General features: G+C 64.3%; 14 protein-coding genes. 4 read left to right on the top strand and 10 right to left on the bottom strand.

Annotation, left to right across the window (positions count from 1 at the left end):
- Positions 1-133: 133 nt before the first annotated feature.
- Positions 134-3,031 (bottom strand): EAL domain-containing protein, encoded by a 2,898-nt coding sequence (locus tag DK366_RS03925; protein ID WP_109124198.1) that lies wholly within the window; start codon positions 3,029-3,031, stop codon positions 134-136.
- Between the two features lie 262 nt (positions 3,032-3,293).
- Between DK366_RS03925 and DK366_RS03920 the strand changes: the two genes are divergently transcribed.
- A complete protein-coding gene (locus DK366_RS03920) occupies positions 3,294-4,211 on the top strand; it encodes a hypothetical protein (RefSeq protein ID WP_109124197.1) in 918 nt (305 codons plus the stop codon).
- An 81-nt stretch (positions 4,212-4,292) separates the two neighbouring features.
- Here the strand turns inward: DK366_RS03920 and DK366_RS03915 are convergent, their stop codons facing one another.
- The 5 genes from DK366_RS03915 to DK366_RS03895 all read right to left on the bottom strand — a co-directional run bounded on the left by DK366_RS03915 (position 4,293) and on the right by DK366_RS03895 (position 8,956).
- Positions 4,293-5,195: a DUF4097 family beta strand repeat-containing protein gene (locus DK366_RS03915; RefSeq protein ID WP_109124196.1), complete on the bottom strand. Its 903-nt coding sequence runs from the start codon at positions 5,193-5,195 to the stop codon at positions 4,293-4,295.
- 19 nt (positions 5,196-5,214) lie between these two features.
- The gene (locus tag DK366_RS03910) at positions 5,215-5,661 is read right to left on the bottom strand and encodes a hypothetical protein (protein ID WP_109124195.1); all 447 of its coding nucleotides are present in this window, start codon (positions 5,659-5,661) and stop codon (positions 5,215-5,217) included.
- The gene (locus DK366_RS03905; RefSeq protein WP_109124194.1) at positions 5,658-6,209 is read right to left on the bottom strand and encodes a sigma-70 family RNA polymerase sigma factor; all 552 of its coding nucleotides are present in this window, start codon (positions 6,207-6,209) and stop codon (positions 5,658-5,660) included. The genes DK366_RS03910 and DK366_RS03905 overlap by 4 nt, the downstream gene beginning before the upstream one ends.
- A gap of 153 nt (positions 6,210-6,362) precedes the next feature.
- Positions 6,363-8,144 (bottom strand): phosphoenolpyruvate carboxykinase (GTP), encoded by a 1,782-nt coding sequence (locus DK366_RS03900; protein ID WP_109124193.1) that lies wholly within the window; start codon positions 8,142-8,144, stop codon positions 6,363-6,365.
- Between the two features lie 233 nt (positions 8,145-8,377).
- A complete protein-coding gene (locus DK366_RS03895; protein WP_109124192.1) occupies positions 8,378-8,956 on the bottom strand; it encodes a TetR/AcrR family transcriptional regulator in 579 nt (192 codons plus the stop codon).
- A 125-nt stretch (positions 8,957-9,081) separates the two neighbouring features.
- On the opposite strand from DK366_RS03895, the gene DK366_RS03890 reads away from it, so the two are divergent.
- The 3 genes from DK366_RS03890 to DK366_RS03880 all read left to right on the top strand — a co-directional run bounded on the left by DK366_RS03890 (position 9,082) and on the right by DK366_RS03880 (position 13,171).
- Complete coding sequence (locus DK366_RS03890; RefSeq protein ID WP_109124191.1) at positions 9,082-9,972, top strand: alpha/beta hydrolase; 891 nt, start codon at positions 9,082-9,084, stop codon at positions 9,970-9,972.
- 49 nt (positions 9,973-10,021) lie between these two features.
- Positions 10,022-12,493 (top strand): acyl-CoA dehydrogenase, encoded by a 2,472-nt coding sequence (locus DK366_RS03885; RefSeq protein WP_109124190.1) that lies wholly within the window; start codon positions 10,022-10,024, stop codon positions 12,491-12,493.
- Positions 12,494-12,700: 207 nt separating this feature from the next.
- Complete coding sequence (locus DK366_RS03880; protein ID WP_109124286.1) at positions 12,701-13,171, top strand: hotdog fold domain-containing protein; 471 nt, start codon at positions 12,701-12,703, stop codon at positions 13,169-13,171.
- Between the two features lies 1 nt (position 13,172).
- Here the strand turns inward: DK366_RS03880 and DK366_RS03875 are convergent, their stop codons facing one another.
- Genes DK366_RS03875 through DK366_RS03860 form a run of 4 tightly spaced genes read right to left on the bottom strand, consistent with a single transcriptional unit; the run spans position 13,173 to position 19,274 of the window.
- Positions 13,173-14,168, bottom strand: coding sequence for a diguanylate cyclase (locus DK366_RS03875; RefSeq protein ID WP_109124189.1), 996 nt, complete (start codon positions 14,166-14,168; stop codon positions 13,173-13,175).
- Entirely contained in the window at positions 14,165-14,734 is a 570-nt protein-coding gene (locus DK366_RS03870; RefSeq protein WP_109124188.1) for a chemotaxis protein CheB, read from the bottom strand. Before DK366_RS03870 ends, DK366_RS03875 begins: the two co-directional genes overlap by 4 nt.
- Before the next feature lie 2 nt (positions 14,735-14,736).
- Complete coding sequence (locus DK366_RS03865) at positions 14,737-15,606, bottom strand: protein-glutamate O-methyltransferase CheR (protein WP_109124187.1); 870 nt, start codon at positions 15,604-15,606, stop codon at positions 14,737-14,739.
- Positions 15,603-19,274, bottom strand: coding sequence for a response regulator (locus DK366_RS03860; protein ID WP_109124186.1), 3,672 nt, complete (start codon positions 19,272-19,274; stop codon positions 15,603-15,605). The genes DK366_RS03865 and DK366_RS03860 overlap by 4 nt, the downstream gene beginning before the upstream one ends.
- Positions 19,275-19,304: the final 30 nt, after the last annotated feature.

Raw genomic sequence — 19,304 nt, 5'->3', positions numbered from 1 at the left:
GCTAGGAAAAGCACGTCGCGGCATCGCGAAAACCAGGCCGTAACGCCGCTGGATTCCGGCCTGCGCCGGAATGACGGGCGGGGCGCATACACAACGTCTTCCAGCGACAAGCAGGTAGCGTCGCGCCACCGCGCTACGGCAACGCGAAGTGATGCTCACGCTGCAGCCACACTTCGGCCATCTTCGGCGTGGCGAACAGGAAACCCTGCCCATAGCGGCAACCGATGCGCAGCAGCGCCTCGCGCTGATCCTCGTCCTCGATGCCTTCGGCAATCACCTGCATCTGCAGCGAGTTGGCCAGTGCCTGGATGGCGCGCACCACCGCTGCACCGTGCCCGCCTTCGCGTGGCAATTCCACGATGAAGGAGCGGTCGATCTTCAGCGTTTCGATCGGGTACTGGTGCAGGTAGCTCAGTGACGAGTAGCCGGTGCCGAAATCGTCCAGCGCGATGCTCACGCCGTGACTGCGCAGGTTGTCCAGCATGCGCTTCACCTGGATGGCGTTTTCCAGCAACGCGCGTTCGGTCACCTCGATGCGCAGGCAGCGCGGCGGCACGCGGTGCGACTGGATGAGATCCAGCAGCTGCTTGTCCAGGTCCAGCGAGCGGAAGTGGCGACCGGACACGTTGATGCTGACGAAGCCATCCGTGCCGGCAAGCGCCTCGGCCTGTGCGCACACCTGGTCGAAAATCTGCCAGTCGATGCTTTCCGCGCAGCCGCTTTCCTCGGCCACCGCAAGGAAGTCGCCGGGCGTGAGCAGGCCGCGGTCCGGATGGCGCCAGCGAAGCAAGGCTTCGTAGCCCACGGTGCGTCCCGTCTGCAGTGCCACGATGGGCTGATAGAACGGTACGAATTCGTTGCGGCTCAACGCGCGGCGCAGGTCGCCTTCCATTTCCAGCAGCGACAAGGCTTCCCGGCGCAGGCGGTCGTCGAACACGGCCGCGCGGTGACGGCCTTCGTCCTTTGCGCGATACATCGCGGCGTCGGCGTCCCGCAGCAATTCTTCCGGCCGCTGGTAATGCGGGCCGGGCAGCGCGATGCCGATCGAGGCGGAGGTGAAAATCTCCTTCGCACCCAGGCGGAACGGCGTTTGCAGTTCGTCGATGATGCGCTCGGCGATCAGCATTGCCATCTTCGGATCGGTGATGCCTTCGGCCAGCACGGCGAATTCGTCGCCACCCAGTCGCGCCACGACATCGCGCGTCTTCAGGCAGGCGCGAATGCGGCCACCCACCTGGAACAGCAGATCGTCGCCCACCAGGTGGCCCACCGAATCGTTGATCACCTTGAAGCGATCCAGGTCGATGAACAGCACCGCGAACAGCTCCTGCGCATCGCTGTGGTAGCGCTGGAGTGCCTGTTCCAGGCGCTGCAGCAACAGGGTGCGGTTGGGCAGGCCGGTGAGCGAGTCGTGCAGGGTTTCGTACTTCAGGCGACGTTCGACGCGTTCGCGCTCGGCAATCTGTTCGCGCAGGTCGCGGTTGGCGAGTGCAAGTGCGCGCGTGCGCTCGGTGACGCGGCGCTCAAGGCTCGCATAAGCCTGCTTGAGCGATTCGGTGGTGTGCTTGCGTTGCAGCGCGTTCGCCACGTGGTATCCCACGAAGGTCAGCAGCTCCTGGTCCCGCACGTCGTACGTGTGCTCGGGCGAATAGCTCTGTACCGCCAGCACGCCCATCGCGCGGTCGCCCCACACCAGCGGCACGCCCAGCCAGCAGACCGAACGCGAACCGCGATGGGTGATTTCGCCCACTTGCTGCAGGCGATCGAATTCCGCCGGATCGGCCAGCAACGGCTTGGCATGGCGCAGCACGAATTCCGTCACGCCGCGCCCATGCGCACGTGGCAGGCGCACGGTGTCGAATTCGTCGACGGAGTAAGGAAAACTCAGCGTCTTCTGCTCTTCGTCCAGCAGCGCGATATAGAAGTTGCGGGCATAGAGCAGGCCGCCGATGACGCGGTGCACGGCGGCGTAGAAGTTGTCGATGCTTTCCGATGCGTTGGCGAGCTCCGCGATGCGGAACAGTGCCGCCTGGAGGCGTTCGCCACGCTGGCGCTGCAGCACCTGCTGGCGCAGCACGCGGTTGGCTTCACGCAGTGCGGCGGTGCGGCTGGATACGCGGCGCTCCAGTTCCTCGTGGGCTTCGCGCCGTTCCAGCGCGGTCTGCACGTGCTTGGCCACGTAACTGAGCAGCTCGCGATCGTGTTCGCTGTAATGCGTGTCCTCGCGATAGCTCTGCATCACGATGCCGCCCACCACGCGTCCATCGCGCAGCAGCGGCACGCCGAGCCAGTGTTCGCACACGGGGCCGAGCAACACGAAGCGTCCCTTGAATTGCTCGGTGAGCTCGGCCACGGAGCCCATGATCGCCTGGCCGCCCTGAAGCAGGTTCCAGGTGAGGCTGTAACGCATGTCCTGCAACGGAACCGACTCGTCGGGCGAGGGCGGTTCCTTGTCCATCGTGTCGACGTAGTACGGGAAGCGCACCGTGTCGGTGGCTGCGTCGTACAACGCGATGTAGAAATTTTCCGCGTACATCAGGCTGCCGAGAATCGCGTGCAGCGAGTGCATCATCTCGGTCATGTTGTGCTCGGCACCCGCCTGGTCGGCAATGGCGTAGAGCGCTCGCTGCAGGCGCTCGGCCAGCGCGAGGCGAGAGATGGCCTCGTAAAGCCGGGATGTTTCGGCGAGCTGTCGCAAACGGCCCGCGACCAGGCGGCCAATCCACGAGAGGTTCTCTCTCATCGGATCGGAGATCGTGCCCGTGGGCAGCGCCAGCACCAGCGAGCGCAGGCCCTGCGGATCTTCGGCCAGGTCCAGCTGCGTGAGGTGCTCGGTCGGCGCTTCCGTGTCGCCCAGCAGTCGCCAGTGCAGGCGACCCTCGATGCCCAGGTCGCGCAGCATGACTTCACAGATCTCCGCCACGCTGGCCGCATCGGCCGCGCGGAAGAGCCGCTCCACGGCGGCATGCATGGCAGCGACGGCGCTGTCAGCAGGCCACGCGGGCATATTGCTGGAAGGGACCGAAGTCATCAGCCGCGGGGTAAATCCGTACTTTGTCGACAGGTACGACTATATATCGCCTCCATTCAGCTTTGTCGCCAGCTCCGTGAACCGGGAACCTATTCGATTCCAAGATGTCAAAAATTTGTGATGAAAGCCCGGGAGAGCTGGCTCACAAATCCGGAATCCTGGTGTTAGCAAAAAGTAAAACGTGGTATCGTTAGACCTAACTCGTCTCTGGGAGGGGGCGAACACGTTTCCCGTTCAACGTATCGCGGGGGTTTTCGCGTTCATGCGTCGTCTGTACCTGTCATTGCCACTGTTGCTCATGCCGTTTGTCGCGGCAGGGCAGACTGCGGCCAGTGATTCGTACAGCGCAGCCGGTCGCCTGCTGTCGCAGCAGACGGCGGACCAGACGCAGGGCGGCGCGAACACCGGCACGTTGCTGTGGCGGGGCTCGGATGGCCGCTGGCTGTCCTTGCAGTCGAACAGCGATTCGCTGGCTTCCTCGCAGATCACCGACTCGCCGCTGCAGTTCCGCGCGGTGGATTCGGCGACCGTGCAGTCCTCCGACATCAAATACGGCATTGCTCCCAATGTGCAGGCTCACGTTGGCGTAAGCGAGCACAACTGGGCGAACAACCAGGCGCCGCGCATCATCGGCAGCGAAGTGGGTGCGACGTACAGCGATGGCCATTACTCGCTGGGTCTGAGCGTCGGTACCGACAACGTGCAGGGTGCCGCCACATTGCCGCGCCTGTTGCCGGGTGCCATGCCGGGCGTGAATGGTCTTTCCGGTTTCGACAGCAGCACGCAGCTCAACGCGCGCGGCCGCGTGGCTCTGGATGGAAAGAGCGGCATCGATCTGGGCGCCAGCGTGGGTCGCGTTCGCTTGTTGCCGGGCAATTTGCTCGGTACCAATGCACTCGACCAGAAGGCCGTGAGTTTCGGTGTGGATCATGGTTCGCTGAGCGGCAGCATCGTCGGCCGTTCGATGGCACCGGAAGCGGGCATGCCGGGCAATGCGTACAACCCGGATCGTCGCTGGAACAGCATCGATCTCGGTGTGACGTGGCGTTTGCCGTGGCAGGGCCAGCTGAGCGTGGGCGCGCAGAACCTGTGGTCGTCGGGCAGCGGCGTCAACACGCCGATGGGTCCGGAGCCGGATCAGTCGCGCACGCCGTACGTGCAGTACCACCAGGATCTCTGACACTCGCTGCTGACAACGTGTCAGCGACGCAGAAAAAAAGCCGGGCATTGCCCGGCTTTTTTGTTGGAGCCTTCGATGGCGTCAATCCTGCTGGCGGATGCGCAGGTCGCCACTGAAGGTTTCAATGTTCATCTTGGCGCCGCCGGCACCGGCCGTCGCGTGCAGTTCGCTGCCCGGGCCGTGTTCCACTTTCTTTACCGTGCCGAAGTCGCTGCGCAGGTCGCCACTGAAGGTGCTGGCCTTGATCACGGCCGACAGGTTGGAAGGCACCTGCACCTGTACGTCGCCGCTCATGCTGTCGACATCGAACGTGCCGTTCGGTGCGAGTCCGCCGGCGAGCTGCACATCGCCCGACACGGTGCTCAGGTTGAGCTTGCGCCACGGACCGCCGCTGACACGGATGCGGCCGGACACCGTCTGGAGATTGGCTTCGCCTCCCACATTGGGTGCGAGGATGTCGCCACTCACGGTCTGCAGGTTCACCTTGTCCGCATTGCCCGCGAGTTCGATGCTGCCGCTGACGGCATCGGCATCGATGCTGGGCGAGCGTGCGTTGATGCGTGCCTTGCCGCTCACCGTGTTCACCTTGAGGCTGCCGCCGTCGATGCCGTCGATGTTCATCGGCGCACTGACCACGTCGACGTCCAGCGAGGCGCCCTTGGGAACGCGCACGTCCAGGGTGGTTGAACTCATCGAGGTATCGCTGCCCCAGTTGAACCAGCCCGACTTGCCCTGCGACTCGACCTTGATGGTCATGTTGCTGTCGTCGCCTTCGATGGCGAGGGGTTTGGCGCCGTCACCCAGGCGGCCGGTGACCTGCACCTGGTTGCGATCCCAGGCGCTTACCGTCACCGCGCCCTTGACGTTGCTGATGCTTATGCGCGCGTTGGGCGTGGCGCTGTGCGTGAGGTTGATGGGTGTATCAGCCAGTGCCTGGCCGATGGACAGGCTGAGCAGGAGTGGGATGAAGCGTGCGGTTTTCATGGTGAAGGCTCCGCTGGACTCAACCAGCCTGGTGTTCCATCTGTCGCAGTTGCGACTGTTGTTTCTGGGTGCGGTATAGCAGTCGCTGCAACGCCGGTGAATTGGGCGCTTGTTCCATCGCTTGCTTGAGTTCCATGCTGGCGGCGTCGAGTTCCACGGCAGCGCCGGCAAGGCGCGGATCATTGGGGCGCCAACGCGAAGCTTCCGCCGTGGTTGTCGTGGTGGCGTTGGCCAGCGTGCGATCGCGCAGGTGCACGGCAAGACTGCCGGCGAAAAGTGACAGCCCGACAAAGCTCGCGGCAATCAGCCAGTTCTGTGGTTGCCGCAGCGGGCGCCGCGCAACCGGTGAATTCGCGCCTGTGTCGACGGTATCCAGCGCCGCTTCGATGCCTGACCAGAGGTCGCGGCGCGGCGATACCGGTTCGCGCAAGGCGCGTGTCTGGCGGAGCCATTCAAATTCGTTCATGAGCGTTCTCCCAATACTTTCCGCAGCAGGCCCCGTGCGCGATGCAGCTGCGCTTTCGATGAGCCCACCGCCATGCCGAGTTCGGCACCGATTTCCTCGTGTCGCCAGCCTTCCACATCGTGCAGCACCAGTACGGCGCGGGCACGCGGTGGCAGTTTGCCAATCGCACGTTCCAGTTCATCGCGTTCGGCCGCGCAGAAAGGCGTTTCACCGTGATCGGGGATGTGTTCCTCGTCCATCATGGTGACCGGATCCGATCCACGTGACCGGATGTCCATCAATGCGACGTTTACCGCCAGGCGATATATCCACGTACCGAACGAACTGTCACCGCGAAAGCCCGACAGTTTCTGCCACGCACGTACGAACGCTTCCTGCGTCAGGTCTTCGGCGCGAGCGTGGTCGTAGCCGGCAAGGCGATAGACCGCACCGTACACACGGTCGATGTGCATCCGGTACAGGCGCTGGAACGCCATGCGGTCACCGGCAGCGGCGGCCCGAACGTCGTCCATGTCGTGGGGATCCGCGGCGGGCGCTGGCGGCGGCATCGTGGGTCCAGTGGCGGGGCAGGCTGCGATCATCTTGCCAGCTTGGATGCGCTGGCGCGCCACAGGGTTTAACGGCGGCTGATAAGGACGGATCAGCGGCGATGTGCAAGTAAAGCAAACCCGCCGGCCTGGAAAGCCGGCGGGTGGCTTTCGTCAGGAGGCGACGGCGGCGAGCGGTGGCACGGCCACGTCGTCCAAGGCCTTGGCTACGCGCTGCTGTTCGGCGTGGAGTTCCTTCGGCATGCGACCACCGAAGCTGTCCAGGTATTCGCCGATGGCGGCCAGTTCGGCGGTCCAGCCGGCGTGGTCGACGTGTAGCAGGGTGTCCAGGGTGGCGCGATCGAGCGAGAGATCGTCGAGCTTGAGCTCGCTGGTCTTGGGCAGGGTGCCGATCGGCGTGGCGTTGCCGGCGGCGCGGCCTTCCACGCGATCGATCATCCACTGCAGCACGCGCAGGTTGTCACCGAAGCCTGGCCACAGGAAGCGGCCATCCTCGCCCTTGCGGAACCAGTTCACGTGGAAAATCTTCGGCAGGTTTGCGCCGGGCTTGTCGAAGGACAGCCAGTGCTTGAAGTAGTCGCCATAGTGGTAGCCGGCGAACGGCTTCATGGCCATGGAATCGCGACGCAGCACACCCACGGCACCCGTGGCGGCGGCGGTGGTTTCCGAGCCCATGGCGGCGCCGACGAGCACACCGTGCTTCCAGTCCTTCGCCTCGAACACCAGCGGGATCAGCGACGGACGGCGACCGCCAAACACGATGGCGCTGATCGGCACGCCCTGCGCATCTTCCGCACGCGGCGACCAGGTCGGGCACTGCCTGGCGCTGACGGTAAAGCGCGAATTGGGATGGGCGGCCGGACCGTTGGCGGCATCGTAGGGACGACCCTGCCAGTCGGTGACCGGACTGCCGGGCAGGCCTTCCCACCATGGCTGGTTGTCAGCGGTGACAGCGACGTTGGTGAAGATGGTGTCGCGCGCGATGGTGGTGAGCGCGTTCGGGTTGGTGGCGTCGCTGGTGCCCGGCGCCACGCCGAAATAGCCCGCTTCCGGATTGATGGCGTATAGACGTCCATCTGCACCGGGGCGCATCCAGCAGATGTCATCGCCCACGGTCCATACCTTCCAGCCGTCCTGGCGATAGCCTTCGGGCGGAATGAGCATGGCGAGGTTGGTCTTGCCGCAGGCCGAGGGGAACGCCGCGGCGATGTAGTGCGTTTCGCCCTGCGGGTTCTCGATGCCGACGATGAGCATGTGTTCGGCCAGCCAGCCTTCCGACTTCGCCTGATAGCTGGCAATGCGCAGCGCATGGCACTTCTTGCCGAGCAGCGCATTGCCACCGTAGCCGGAGCCGTACGACTTGATGGTCAGCTCTTCCGGGAAATGCATGATGAAGCGGCGATCCGGATCGAGTTCGCCCGTGGAGTGCAGGCCCTTCACGAACGTGCCCTCGCGCTCGATGCGCGCCTGTGCAGCGGCGCCCATGCGCGTCATGGTGCGCATGTTGATCACCACGTACGGGCTGTCCGTGATCTCCACGCCGCAACGTGCGAGCGGGGAATCGATCGGGCCCATGCAGTACGGGATGACGTACATGGTGCGGCCTTCCATGCAGCCGTCGAACAGCGCATCCATCTTGGCGTGCGCATCGGCCGGTGCCATCCAGTGGTTGTTCGGGCCGGCGTCTTCCTCGCCCTCGGTGCAGACGAACGTGAGGTGCTCCACGCGGGCCACGTCGGAGGGGCTCGACCGGTGCAGGTAGCAGCCCGGATGGGTCTGCTGATTAAGCTCGATCAGATCGCCGGTCTGCAGCATCTGCTGCACCAGCTGCTGGTACTCGGCGTCCGAGCCGTCGCACCAATGGATTTTTGCAGGACGCGTCAGCGCCGCGACCTCATCAACCCAGCGCTGCAGCGCTGCCAGCTTGCTCGACATGTTTCCTCACTCTGGTCTTGAGCTAAAAAAGAGCAGAAACGGTAACTTACGAGTAGTGGCATGGCAAGTGAGGGCGCAACAAAACGCAACTGGGCGCACCCCTAAAACGCTGCACGACCCGAAGGTTACAGATGCAACTGCATACCACTTGCTCGGCTGGTCTACCAATGGATTGCGGCCAAAAAAAACGCCGCCCGAAGGCGGCGTTCCCCTGGACTTCCCCGTGTACGGAATCAGCCCGGCGTCAGTGTCCGGATCATGTGCTCCACGTAGGCGTCGAACTCCTCGTGGCTGATGCGCGGCAGGCCAAGCGTGAAATTGAGCTGCAGGAAGCCGACATAGGCGGCGTACGTCAGGCGGGCGCGGTTGAGCGCTTCTTCCGGTACCAGGCCGGCTTCGCGGTAGATGCTGGTCAGAAATTCCAGGCGCCGCTGTGAGACACGCGCCATCACCGGCACCACCTGCGGATGATCCAGCGCCTTGAGCAGCGCGGCGTAGACGCGATGCGGCGCCAGTTCGTGCGCCACGCGGCGGAACAATTCGGGCAGGCGGGCGAGCGGATCGGGCATGGACTCGATCTGGGTGATGATCTCTTTTTCGCCGTACTGCTCCCAGCGCTCCAGCGCGGCCTGCAGCAACGCTTCGCGGGTGCGGAAGTGCCAATAGAAGCTGCCCTTGGTTACACCGAGCTGGCGTGCCAGCGCCTCGACGGCGAGTGCACCGACGCCCTGGTCGGCGATCAGCCTGAGAGCTGCGTCTTCCCAATCCTCGGCGGAAAGGCGGGTGCGTTCGGGTTTGGCGCTTGCATTCATATGCGTATGGTAGCCCCTGCAGCCGGCTTTGCAATTGGCGTTGCGGCAAGTCGTTGAATCGGGGCGAGCTGGCTTGTCGCAGCGCATATTGACGCAGCGCTTTGTCGCAATCCATACTCATGCGTATGGTAACGACAGCCGCCACCGAGAAGACTTTCAGCCACGTCCCGGCCATTGATGGCCTGACACTGGCCGTCGAAGTGCGCCAGCCATCGGGTCATCCGACGCTGCTTTTCGCGCACGGTTTTGGCCAGACGCGTGGCGCGTGGGTCGGTACGGCCAGGGCACTCGCGGCCGAAGGCTTTCGCTGCGTCACCTTCGACGCACGAGGGCATGGTGAGAGCGGCCATGTCGCGGGCGGCGACTACCACATGGAGCAGTTCATCGGCGATCTGCGCCTGCTTGCGCATGCCGAGCTGAGCAAGCCCGTGCTGGTGGGCGCATCCATGGGCGGCCTGCTCGGACTGGTCCTTGCTGGCGAAATCGATCCGACCGCATTCCGGGCGCTGGTGCTTGTGGACATCACGCCGCGCTGGGAGACCAAGGGCGTGGAGCGCATCCTGGCCTTCATGCAGGCGCACCCGGACGGCTTCGCCAGTTACGCGGAGGCTTCCGATGAAATCGCCAAGTACATGCCGCATCGCGCCGAGAAAAAGACCGAAGACCAGCTTCGCCCGTTGCTGCGCGAAGGCGCCGATGGCCGCCTGCGCTGGCACTGGGATCCGGCGATGCTCAACGGCCTGGTCTCCGAAAGCGAACGCTATCAGCCGCGATTGATGGCAGCGGCGGCGAAGGTGCGCGTGCCGGTGCTGTTGCTCTCGGGCGGTCGCAGCGACGTCGTCTCGCACGACACCGTCAACGAATTCCTCCAGTTGGTGCCGCATGCCGAGCACGTGGTGCTTCCGCGCGCCACGCACATGGTGGCTGGCGACGCCAACGACGCATTCACCCGCGAAATCGCACGCTTCGTGGGCGAGCTTTCCTCCCGTGATCGCAGCGATGCGGTCACTGTTTGAACCGATGAATCCTGTTCCACCCAGACGTCATTCGTAACGAGGTGTTGTGATGTCCGTGATACTGACTTTGCTGGCGGCGATCATTGCCACCGGCGCCTGTGCCTACCACCGCTCCAGCTTGCGCACCTGGGCCATCGCCACGGTGATTACCACCGTCGTGGTGGGTCTGGTCGCTGGTGCGCCGTGGACCACCTTCGTCCTCTTGGTGATCGAGCTCGCCATCGCCGTACCGCTGCTGATGGTGCCGTTCCGTCGCAAGCAGATCAGCGCGCCGCTGCTGAAGATGTTCGCCAAGGTGACGCCCAAGCTTTCCGAAACCGAGCAGACCGCGCTGGAAGCGGGCACGGTGGGTTTCGAAGGTGAGCTGTTCTCCGGCAAGCCCGACTGGCACGAGCTGCTCAAGCAGCCCAAGCCCGAGCTGAGCGAGGAAGAACAGGCTTTCATGGACGGCCCCGTGGAAGAACTCTGCGGCATGATCGACGACTGGCAGATTACCCACGAGCTGGCTGACCTGCCGCCCGAAGTCTGGGCCTTCATCAAGAAGCACAAGTTCTTCGGCATGATCATTCCGAAGTCGTACGGCGGCCTGGGCTTCTCGGCGCTGGCGCACTCGGCGGTGCTGCAGAAGCTGGCGACCATGTCGGCAACGGTAGCCTCCACCGGGGCGGTGCCCAACTCGCTCGGCCCGGCGGAACTGCTGCTGCACTACGGCAGCGATGAGCAGAAGAATCACTACCTGCCGCGCCTCGCCGTGGGCGAGGAAATTCCGTGTTTCGCGCTCACGGGTCCGTATGCGGGTTCGGATGCGACGTCCATCACCGACTTCGGCATCGTGTGCAAGCAAGTGGTGGATGGTGTGGAAACGCTGGGCATGAAGCTCACGTTCGACAAGCGTTACATCACGCTGGCGCCGATCGCGACGGTGGTGGGTTTGGCCTTCCGTTTGTACGACCCGGAAAAGCTGCTGGGCGACAAGGAAGACCTAGGCATCACGCTGGCATTGCTGCCGCGTAGCACGCAGGGCCTGGAAATTGGCCGTCGCCATTTCCCGCTCAACATCCCGTTCCAGAACGGTCCGCTGCACGGCAAGGATGTATTCGTGCCGCTGTCGGTGCTTATCGGTGGTCCGCACATGGCCGGTCACGGCTGGCGCATGCTGGTGGAATGCCTTTCCGTGGGTCGCGCCATTTCGCTGCCGTCGAACGCCACGGGTGGCGTGCGCGCCGCCGTTGCGGCGACCGGCGCGTATGCACGCATGCGCAAGCAGTTCGGCCTGTCCATTGCCCGCTTTGAAGGCGTGGAAGAAGCACTCGCCCGCATCGGCGGCCTGACCTACGCCACCGCTGCGTTGTCGCGCGCCACCGCTGCCGCGGTGGATCGCGGCGAGAAGCCGGCGGTGCCGTCGGCGATTGCCAAATACCATGCCACCGAGTGGGGCCGCACCATCGCCGGTGATGCGCTCGACGTGCACGGCGGCAAGGGTGTGCAGTTGGGTCCGAAGAACTACGCCGGTCGTGCGTGGCAGGGCGTGCCCATCGCCATTACGGTGGAAGGCGCGAACATCATGACGCGCAGCCTGATGATCTTCGGTCAGGGAGCCATCCGCTGCCATCCTTACGTGCTGAAGGAAATGCAGGCGCTGTCGATTGCCGATTATGGCGATCGCCTGAAGACCTTCGACCGCGCGCTGTTTGGTCACATCGGTTTCGGCATTTCCAACGCGGTGCGTTCGTTCACGCGGGGCGTGACGGGTTCGCGCATCGGCGACACCGCGGGCGATGCCTACGTGCGCCGTTACTACCGCAAGCTCAATCGCTACTCGGCCGCGCTCGCGCTGTGTGCCGACACCTTCATGGGCGTGCTGGGCGGCAAGCTGAAGTTCAAGGAAAAGTTGTCCGCTCGCCTGGGCGACGTGCTGAGCTATCTGTACATCGCCAGCGCCATGCTGAAGCGTTACGAAGATACCGGCCGCCCGGAAGCGGATCGTCCGCTGCTGGCGTGGGCATTCCATGAGTGCATGTGGCGCATCCAGACGTCGCTCGACGGCGCCATCCGCAACTTCCCGGTGAAGCCGATTTCGTGGCTGCTGCGTGCGCTGGTGTTCCCGTTCGGTCGCCGCGAGGTGCCGCCGTCCGATCGCCTGGGTCGTCGCGTCGCTGCGTTGATCACGGCCCCGGGTGAAGCGCGTGATCGCCTTACCGAGTGGGCCTACCTGACGCCGACGGCGAACAACACCATCGGCCGCATGAATGCGTTGCTGCCGGATGTGATTGCTGCGGAACCCGTTGAGCGCAAGTTCGGCAAGGCGCAGAAGTCGGGCCAGTTCAAGTCGCACGACTACGTGGGGCAGCTCACCGAAGCCATGCAGGCTGGCGTCATCAACGCCGCCGAATTCGATCTGCTCAAGCGTGTGCGCGAAGGCGTGTTCGAGTTCATTTCGGTGGATGATTTCGATCCGTCGGAACTGGGTGCCGCGGTGACGCGCGCCGACAAGAACAAGAAGCTGGCCGACGCGGCGTGATGGTGTGGCGTGGTTTCGGTTTTGGCCGGAACCACGCTTCGCTTCATTGAAGGCGCTGGATGACAGGCCCTTCGGCCGTTGAAAAGCGTCTCCAGCTTTCGCTGGGATCACGAGCAGCGTTTCGCGTCCCTCACCGTCATCCCAGCGGAAGCTGGGATCCAGCGCATCTTCAGCTCCAAGCCCAACCATCCACAGGAACACGCATCCATGAACCAGGCGCTGTCCCTTTATCGCCGCCTCGTGTCTCTGCCGGGTGGCCGTTGGCTCTATGGCCGCCTGATCTGCTTCAAGGCGCCTTACTTCGCCACCATCGCGCCGCGCTTCCTCACGTTGGAGCCCGGACGCTGCGAAGTCGCCATTCGCGATCGCCGGCGCGTGCACAACCACATCGGCACGGTGCATGCCATCGCGTTGTGCAATGCAGCCGAATTGACTGCCGGCATGATGACCGACGTGACCATTCCCGCCAGCATGCGCTGGATTCCCAAGGGCATGACGGTGGAATACCTGGCGAAGGCCAAAGGCACGCTGGTGGCCTTGGCGAAGCCGGAAAGGCCGGCTGTCGAAGCGGCCAACGGCTATGCGTGGCCGGTGCTGGTAAGCGTGCGCAACGAAGCGGGCGAAGACGTGTTCCGCGCGCGCATCGACATGTGGGTGTCGCCGCGCAAGGGCGCCTGACTCAGGGCGCCATCACGCAGCGGTTCTTGCCGCTGTCCTTCGCCTGGTAGAGCGCACGGTCGGCGGACTGGATCAGGTCTTCGTCGGACTGGCCGTCGCCTTTCCAGATCGCCACGCCGATGCTGGCGCTGACGTTGGCCACGAAGGGGCCGTGACGTCCTTCCAGTGGATACGGCTCACCGAGTGCGGCGCCTACTTCGGCACACTTGCGCATCAGCAGGGCGTCGTCGGCGACGTCTTCCAGGATCAAGGCAAATTCATCGCCACCCAGGCGAGCCACTGTGTCGTTGGCGCGGGTCTGGTCGCCAAGTCGCTCGGCGATGGCCTTGAGCAGCGCATCGCCAGCCGGATGGCCGTGGTTGTCGTTCACGGCCTTGAAGCCATCGATGTCGAGCATGGCCAGCGCGAAGCCGGGACCATGCCGCGGAACGCGCTGCATGGCCGTGACCAGGCGATCGTGGAACAGCGTGCGGTTGGGCAGGCCCGTGAGCATGTCGTGCGTGGCCTGGTGGCGAATCTGCGCCTCGATGCGCCGACGCTCGGCGATCTCCGTATTGAGCTGCTCGTTGCGTTCTTCCAGTTCGCCAAGCGTTGCCTTCAGCTCGGCACGTGCGCGGTAGAGTTCCAGGAATACGCGCACCTTGGACTGCAGGATCATGTCGTTGATCGGCTTGGCGATGTAGTCCACCGCACCGAAGTGGTAGCCGCGCACGCGATTGATGTCATCGGCGTAGGCGGCGGTGACGAAGATGATGGGCGTGTCGCGCAGGCGTTCGTCTTCGCCAATGAGGAAGGCGACTTCGAATCCATCCATCTCCGGCATGTTCACGTCGAGCAGGATCAGCGCGAATTCATTGTCCAGGCACATGGCCAGCGCAGCATTGCCACTGGAAGCTTCGTGCACCTCGGCACCGCTGTCCGCCAGCAGGTGCCGCATGGCCACGAGGTTGGCCGGCGTGTCGTCAACGACAAGGATCTTGGGAGCGGGCAGGGTCATGGCAGGCACAAGCGGTTGAGCAGCGGCGCGATGTCCGCCAGGGGAAGGCAATGGTCGGCGCCGGCGCGGGCGATGGCAGCGGCGGGCATGGTCGGCACTTCGGCATCATCGGGGTCTTGCACAACAGCCATGCCGCCATACTCCCGTATGCGTGCCAGTCCCGCTGCGCCGTCGCTGTTGGCGCCGGTGAGCACCACGCCGATGAGCGTATCGCGATAGGCCTCGGCAGCGGAATCGAACAGCACGTCGATGGAAGGCCGCGCAAAGCTTACGCGCCCATCCACCGAAAGGGAAAAACGACGGTTGTTCTCCACCAGCAAGTGATAGCCGCTGGGTGCGATGTAGATGACACCGCCACGAAGCGGGCTGCGCTCACGCGCTTCTTCGACCGGGAGCGTGGCGTGATGAGCGAGCAGCTCGCACATCAGGTCGACCGTGGACGCACCCGTGTGGCAGCACACGGCGACAGGTAGCGGCAGGGCGGCGTCCAAGCCGGCGAACAGCAGTTCCAGTGCGGTCAAGCCGCCGGCGGAACAACCGATCACGATGGCCTGTGGCGATGCCATGGTCAGTCCATGCCTGCGCTGCGGGGCCCGAGTCGGTAGATGCGGCGTGCCGCATCCACGGGCATGAAGTCGCCGGCCGAGGCCGCGAAATCCAGGCTTTCGCGCGTGCCCAGGCAAAGGAAGCCGCCACGCACCAGGCTGTCGCGAAACAGCGCCAGCGTGCGGTCCTGCAGCGGATCGGAGAAGTAGATGAGTACGTTGCGGCACAACACCAGGTGCGCTTCGCAGAACACCTCGTCGGTGACCAGGTTGTGGTTGGCGAACGTGACGTTGCGACGCAGGCGCTGGTCGAGCTTGATCAGTTCGTAGCGCGCGCTGTAGTAGTCGGCCAGCGTGTGGCTTCCACCCGCGGCCAGGTAATTGCGCGACCACAGCTGTGCTTCGCGCGCGGGATAGATGCCTTCCTGCGCGTGACGCAGTGCAGCCTCGTTGAAGTCGGTCGCATAGATCTGCGTGCGTTCGTAGAGCCCGGCTTCTTCGAGCAGGATCGCCAGCGAATAGACCTCTTGCCCGTGCGCGCAACCCGCCTGCCAGATATTGATCTGCGGGTAGGACGCGAGCACCGGAAACACCTGCTCGCGCAGCGCACGGAACACGTCGGGATCACGAAACATCTCGGATACCGGTACCGACAGGCCCTCCAGCACCACGGGCAGGAACTCCGCGTCGTGCAGCACGCGCGTGGTCAAGGCGCTTACCGTGTCGGCCTGCTGCGCATGCGCCAACTGCAACACACGCCGTTTCAGCGAAGCGGGCGCGTACTGGGTGAAGTCATAGCCGTGGCGCAGCTTCAGCGCGCGCACGAACAGCTCGATCTCGATGTCTTCGAGAGCGACGTCGGACGTGGGCGCCTTGCCGGCAAGCTTGTTCATCGATGCAGCCACACGTGCATCATCGACGACAGCTTGTCGATGTCGATGGGCTTGGAGAGATAGTCGTTGGCGCCGGCCTCAAGGCATTTTTCGCGGTCGCCACGCATGGCCTTGGCCGTGAGCGCGATGATAGGCAGCTTGGCCAGCGAGGGCTGGGCGCGGATCTCGCGGATGGTGTCGTAGCCGTCCATCACCGGCATCATCACGTCCATCAGCACGAGCTCGATGTCGTGGTTGTCCTCCAGCGCCTTGAGTGCCTTCAGGCCGTCCTGTGCCATGGTCACCTGCATGCCCCAGCCGCGCAGCACCTTGGACAGCGCAAACAGGTTGCGCATGTCGTCGTCCACCAGCAGCACCTTGCGCTGGGCGAGCTCGCCCGGATCCGATGGCGTTGCTGCGGCCGGGACGGTAGCCGTGGCCGTGGCGCCAACGGATGCCTGGCGCACGCGGGCGCCCTGGATGCTGTGCAGGAACAGGCTCACTTCATCGAGCAGACGTTCCGGCGAACGCGCGCCCTTGATCACGATGCTGTCGGTGTACTGGCGAAGCTTGAGGCTTTCTTCGCGACTCAGTTCGCGCCCGGAATAAACCACCACGGGCGGAATGCGGCCGCTGGCCGACAGCTTCTCAAGGAACTCCATGCCCGACATGCCGGGCAGCCCGAGATCCAGCACGATGCAGTCATAGGTCGTACCGGTCATGCGTTCCAGCGCTTCTTCGGCGCTGCCCGCTTCGTCGATGGTCACTTCATCGTTGCGCAGCAAGGTACGCATGGCGGCGCGCGAATCGGCGTCGTCGTCGACGATCAGCAGATGGCGCATGCGGCCTTCGGCGAAGTGCAGCAGGCGGTCGAAGGCGTCGCCGATGGCTTCGCGGCTCACCGGCTTGGTGAGGAAGCCCACGGCGCCAAGGTCACGGCCGCGATTGGCTTCGTCCACGGCCGAGATGAAATGCACCGGCACGTGGCGCGTGGCGGCGTTTTCCTTGAGTCGCTCGATCACGGTCCAGCCGTCCATGCCGGGCAGCATCACGTCCAGCAGGATGCCCGTGGGGCGATAGTGTGCGGCCAGCTGCAACCCCGATTCGCCATCGGCCGCCGCCAGCACGCGATACCCCTTGCGGCGGACCATGTCCGCCAGGATGCGCGCGAACACCGGATCGTCTTCCACGATGAGGATCACCGTGTCGCCAGGCGCGATGCTTTCGCGATCGTCCTCGATGGTCTCCGGCAGCAGGGCCGACGTGACACTGGGGCGCGACGGCGCGGGCGTGGGTGAGCTGACGGCGGGCGAGGTGTTTGCCAGCCCGGAGGGGCCATCCAGCGGCAGCAGGATGGTGAACGTGCTGCCGTGGCCGACATCGCTGTGCAGCACGATGTCGCCGTCCAGCAACTCGGCGATGCGCTTGGAAATGGTGAGACCCAGGCCGGTACCGCCGTATTGGCGACTCGTGCTGGCGTCGACCTGTTCGAAGGCCTGGAAGATCTTCTGCGCCTTCTCCGGCGGAATGCCGATGCCGGTGTCCGTGACGGCAATGGCCAGCACGTCCTTGCCGCGCAGCGACGGCGGCAGCGCGATGGCGGCCGACGGGCGCCCGATGTGCACCGTCACCGCGCCCTGGTGCGTGAACTTGAAGGCATTGCCGATGAGGTTGTTGGCGACCTGCTCCAGCTTGGTGGAGTCGGTGCGAATGGCATCGGGCAGGCCGGGGTCGATCTTCACGACGAAGGAGAGTTGTTTCTCCTGCGCTACATGATTGAAGGTTCGCTTGAGCGCGCGTTCCAGGTCGGCCAGCGGGAAGTCGTCGATGACGACGTCCATCTTGCCGGCTTCCACCTTCGAAAGGTCGAGGATGTCGTTGATGAGGCGCAGCAGGTTGCTGCCCGAGTCGTGGATGATGCGCGCCGATTCCACCTGCTCGCCGTCGAGGTTGCCTTCGCGGTTGTCCGCAAGGCTGCGCGAAAGGATCAGCAGGCTGTTCAGCGGCGTGCGCAACTCGTGCGACATGTTGGCGAGGAACTCGGACTTGTACTGGCTGGCGCGTGCCAGTTCCTCGGCCTTTTCCTGCGTCTCGCGCTGCAGCTGTTCCAGCACGTGCTTCTGCTGGTTGAGCGTGTCAGTCTTCTGGCGCAGTTCTTCGTTGGAGGCCTGCAGCTCTTCGGTCTGCACGCGCAGTTCTTCTTCCGACGCGAGCAGTCGTTGTGACTGTTCCTGCAGCTCGTGCGTCTTGGCGTTAAGTTCTTCGTTGGTGACCTGGAGATCCTGCTGCTGGCGGCGCAGGATGTCTTCGGACGCGCGCAGCTCGTCAGCCTGCTCGCTGGTGCGCTCAAGCAGATCCTGCGTGCGAATGGCGCGACCCAGATTTTCCAGCGACAGCGCAGCAATGGGAATGAGTTCCTGCAGCAGGCGCTCCTGCGGATTGGTGAAGTGCTGGAAGCTGGCCAGTTCCAGCACGCCAAGCAGCTTGCCGCGGTAAATCATCGGCAGCACGGAAATGCTGCGCGGCGAGGCTTCGCCCGTGCCCGAGTGGATGCGCACGTAGTCGTCCGGCACGTTCTGCAACGTGATGGGCTTCATTTCCACGGCGCACTGCCCAACGAGCCCTTCACCCAGCGTGTATTCGGTGCCCAGGTGGCGACGCTGCTGGTAACCGTAGGTGCCTTGCAGGCGCAGGCGATGCTGTTCTTCGTCGTAGCGATAGAACACGGCCACGCCGCATTCGAGCAGGGGACCCAGCGTGCCGGTGAGCTGCTCGGCGAATTCGCGCTCGCTTTCCGTTTTCTGCAGATCGCTGGCGATCTGCGAGACCTGTGTTTTCACCCAGGTTTGTGCGGCCGTCTCGATGGCCATCTGCTTGAACACCTGGAGCGCGCGCGCGATCTCGCCGATCTCGTCGCGACGCTCCAGCTGGCGGATCTCCACGGTGTGGTCGTGGTCGGCCAGGCGTGTCATCAGGTCTGTCATGCGCCGGATGGGGCGCGTGATCAGCCGGAACGTCATGTAGACCACCGAAATGCCCAGCACAAGGCTGAGCACCATGGTGATCCAGGTGACGGCACGCACCTCCAGCACGTCGCGGTGCTGGGTGGCCTGGCGTTCCTCCAGCAGGCCGGCCTCGGTGGCGTCCATCTGGTTGAGCACGCCCAGGATGTCATTGACGAACACAGTGCGGCGGCCCAGGTATTGCGTCTGCACGCGCACGTGTTCGATGGCCGCTTCGGCCGGATCGGTCGTGTGGATGGCCTGCAGCGGCTCGATGCCGTTGTGCAGGGCGTCCTGCTGCCATTGCGTGACCATCGACTCCACGCGGTCGATCCGCACCTGCTGGAGCGGGTTGTCGCTGGTCAGCGTGCGCAGGTCGGCGAGGTCCCTGAGGATGTCGGCGTTCGAGCGCTGATGGCCCGTCAACTCGCCGCCGTCGGGATTGAGCAGGTAACCGCGCAAGGCCATCTGGCTGGCCTGCAGATGCTCGATCACGTCATCGATCTTGGCGCGCACCTCGTAGGTGTGCCGCGACCAGTGGGCGCTGACCTCCTGGCGTGACAGCGATTGCAGGGTGACCACGCTGCATATCAGGAACAGCAGCACCAGCGTGCCGATCGCGACGAGGATCTTCTGCTGCATCGGCTGGTGTGCCAGCCAGGAGTAGCGGTTCTTGGTTGTGGCCATGCGTCTTCACATGTTTGAGGCCTGGCGGTC

This window comes from Dyella sp. C11 (assembly GCF_003121485.1).
Taxonomy (GTDB): Bacteria; Pseudomonadota; Gammaproteobacteria; order Xanthomonadales; family Rhodanobacteraceae; genus Dyella.
The sequence above is the reverse complement of the archived record's forward strand: the minus strand, read 5'-3'. Positions and strand labels throughout refer to the sequence as shown.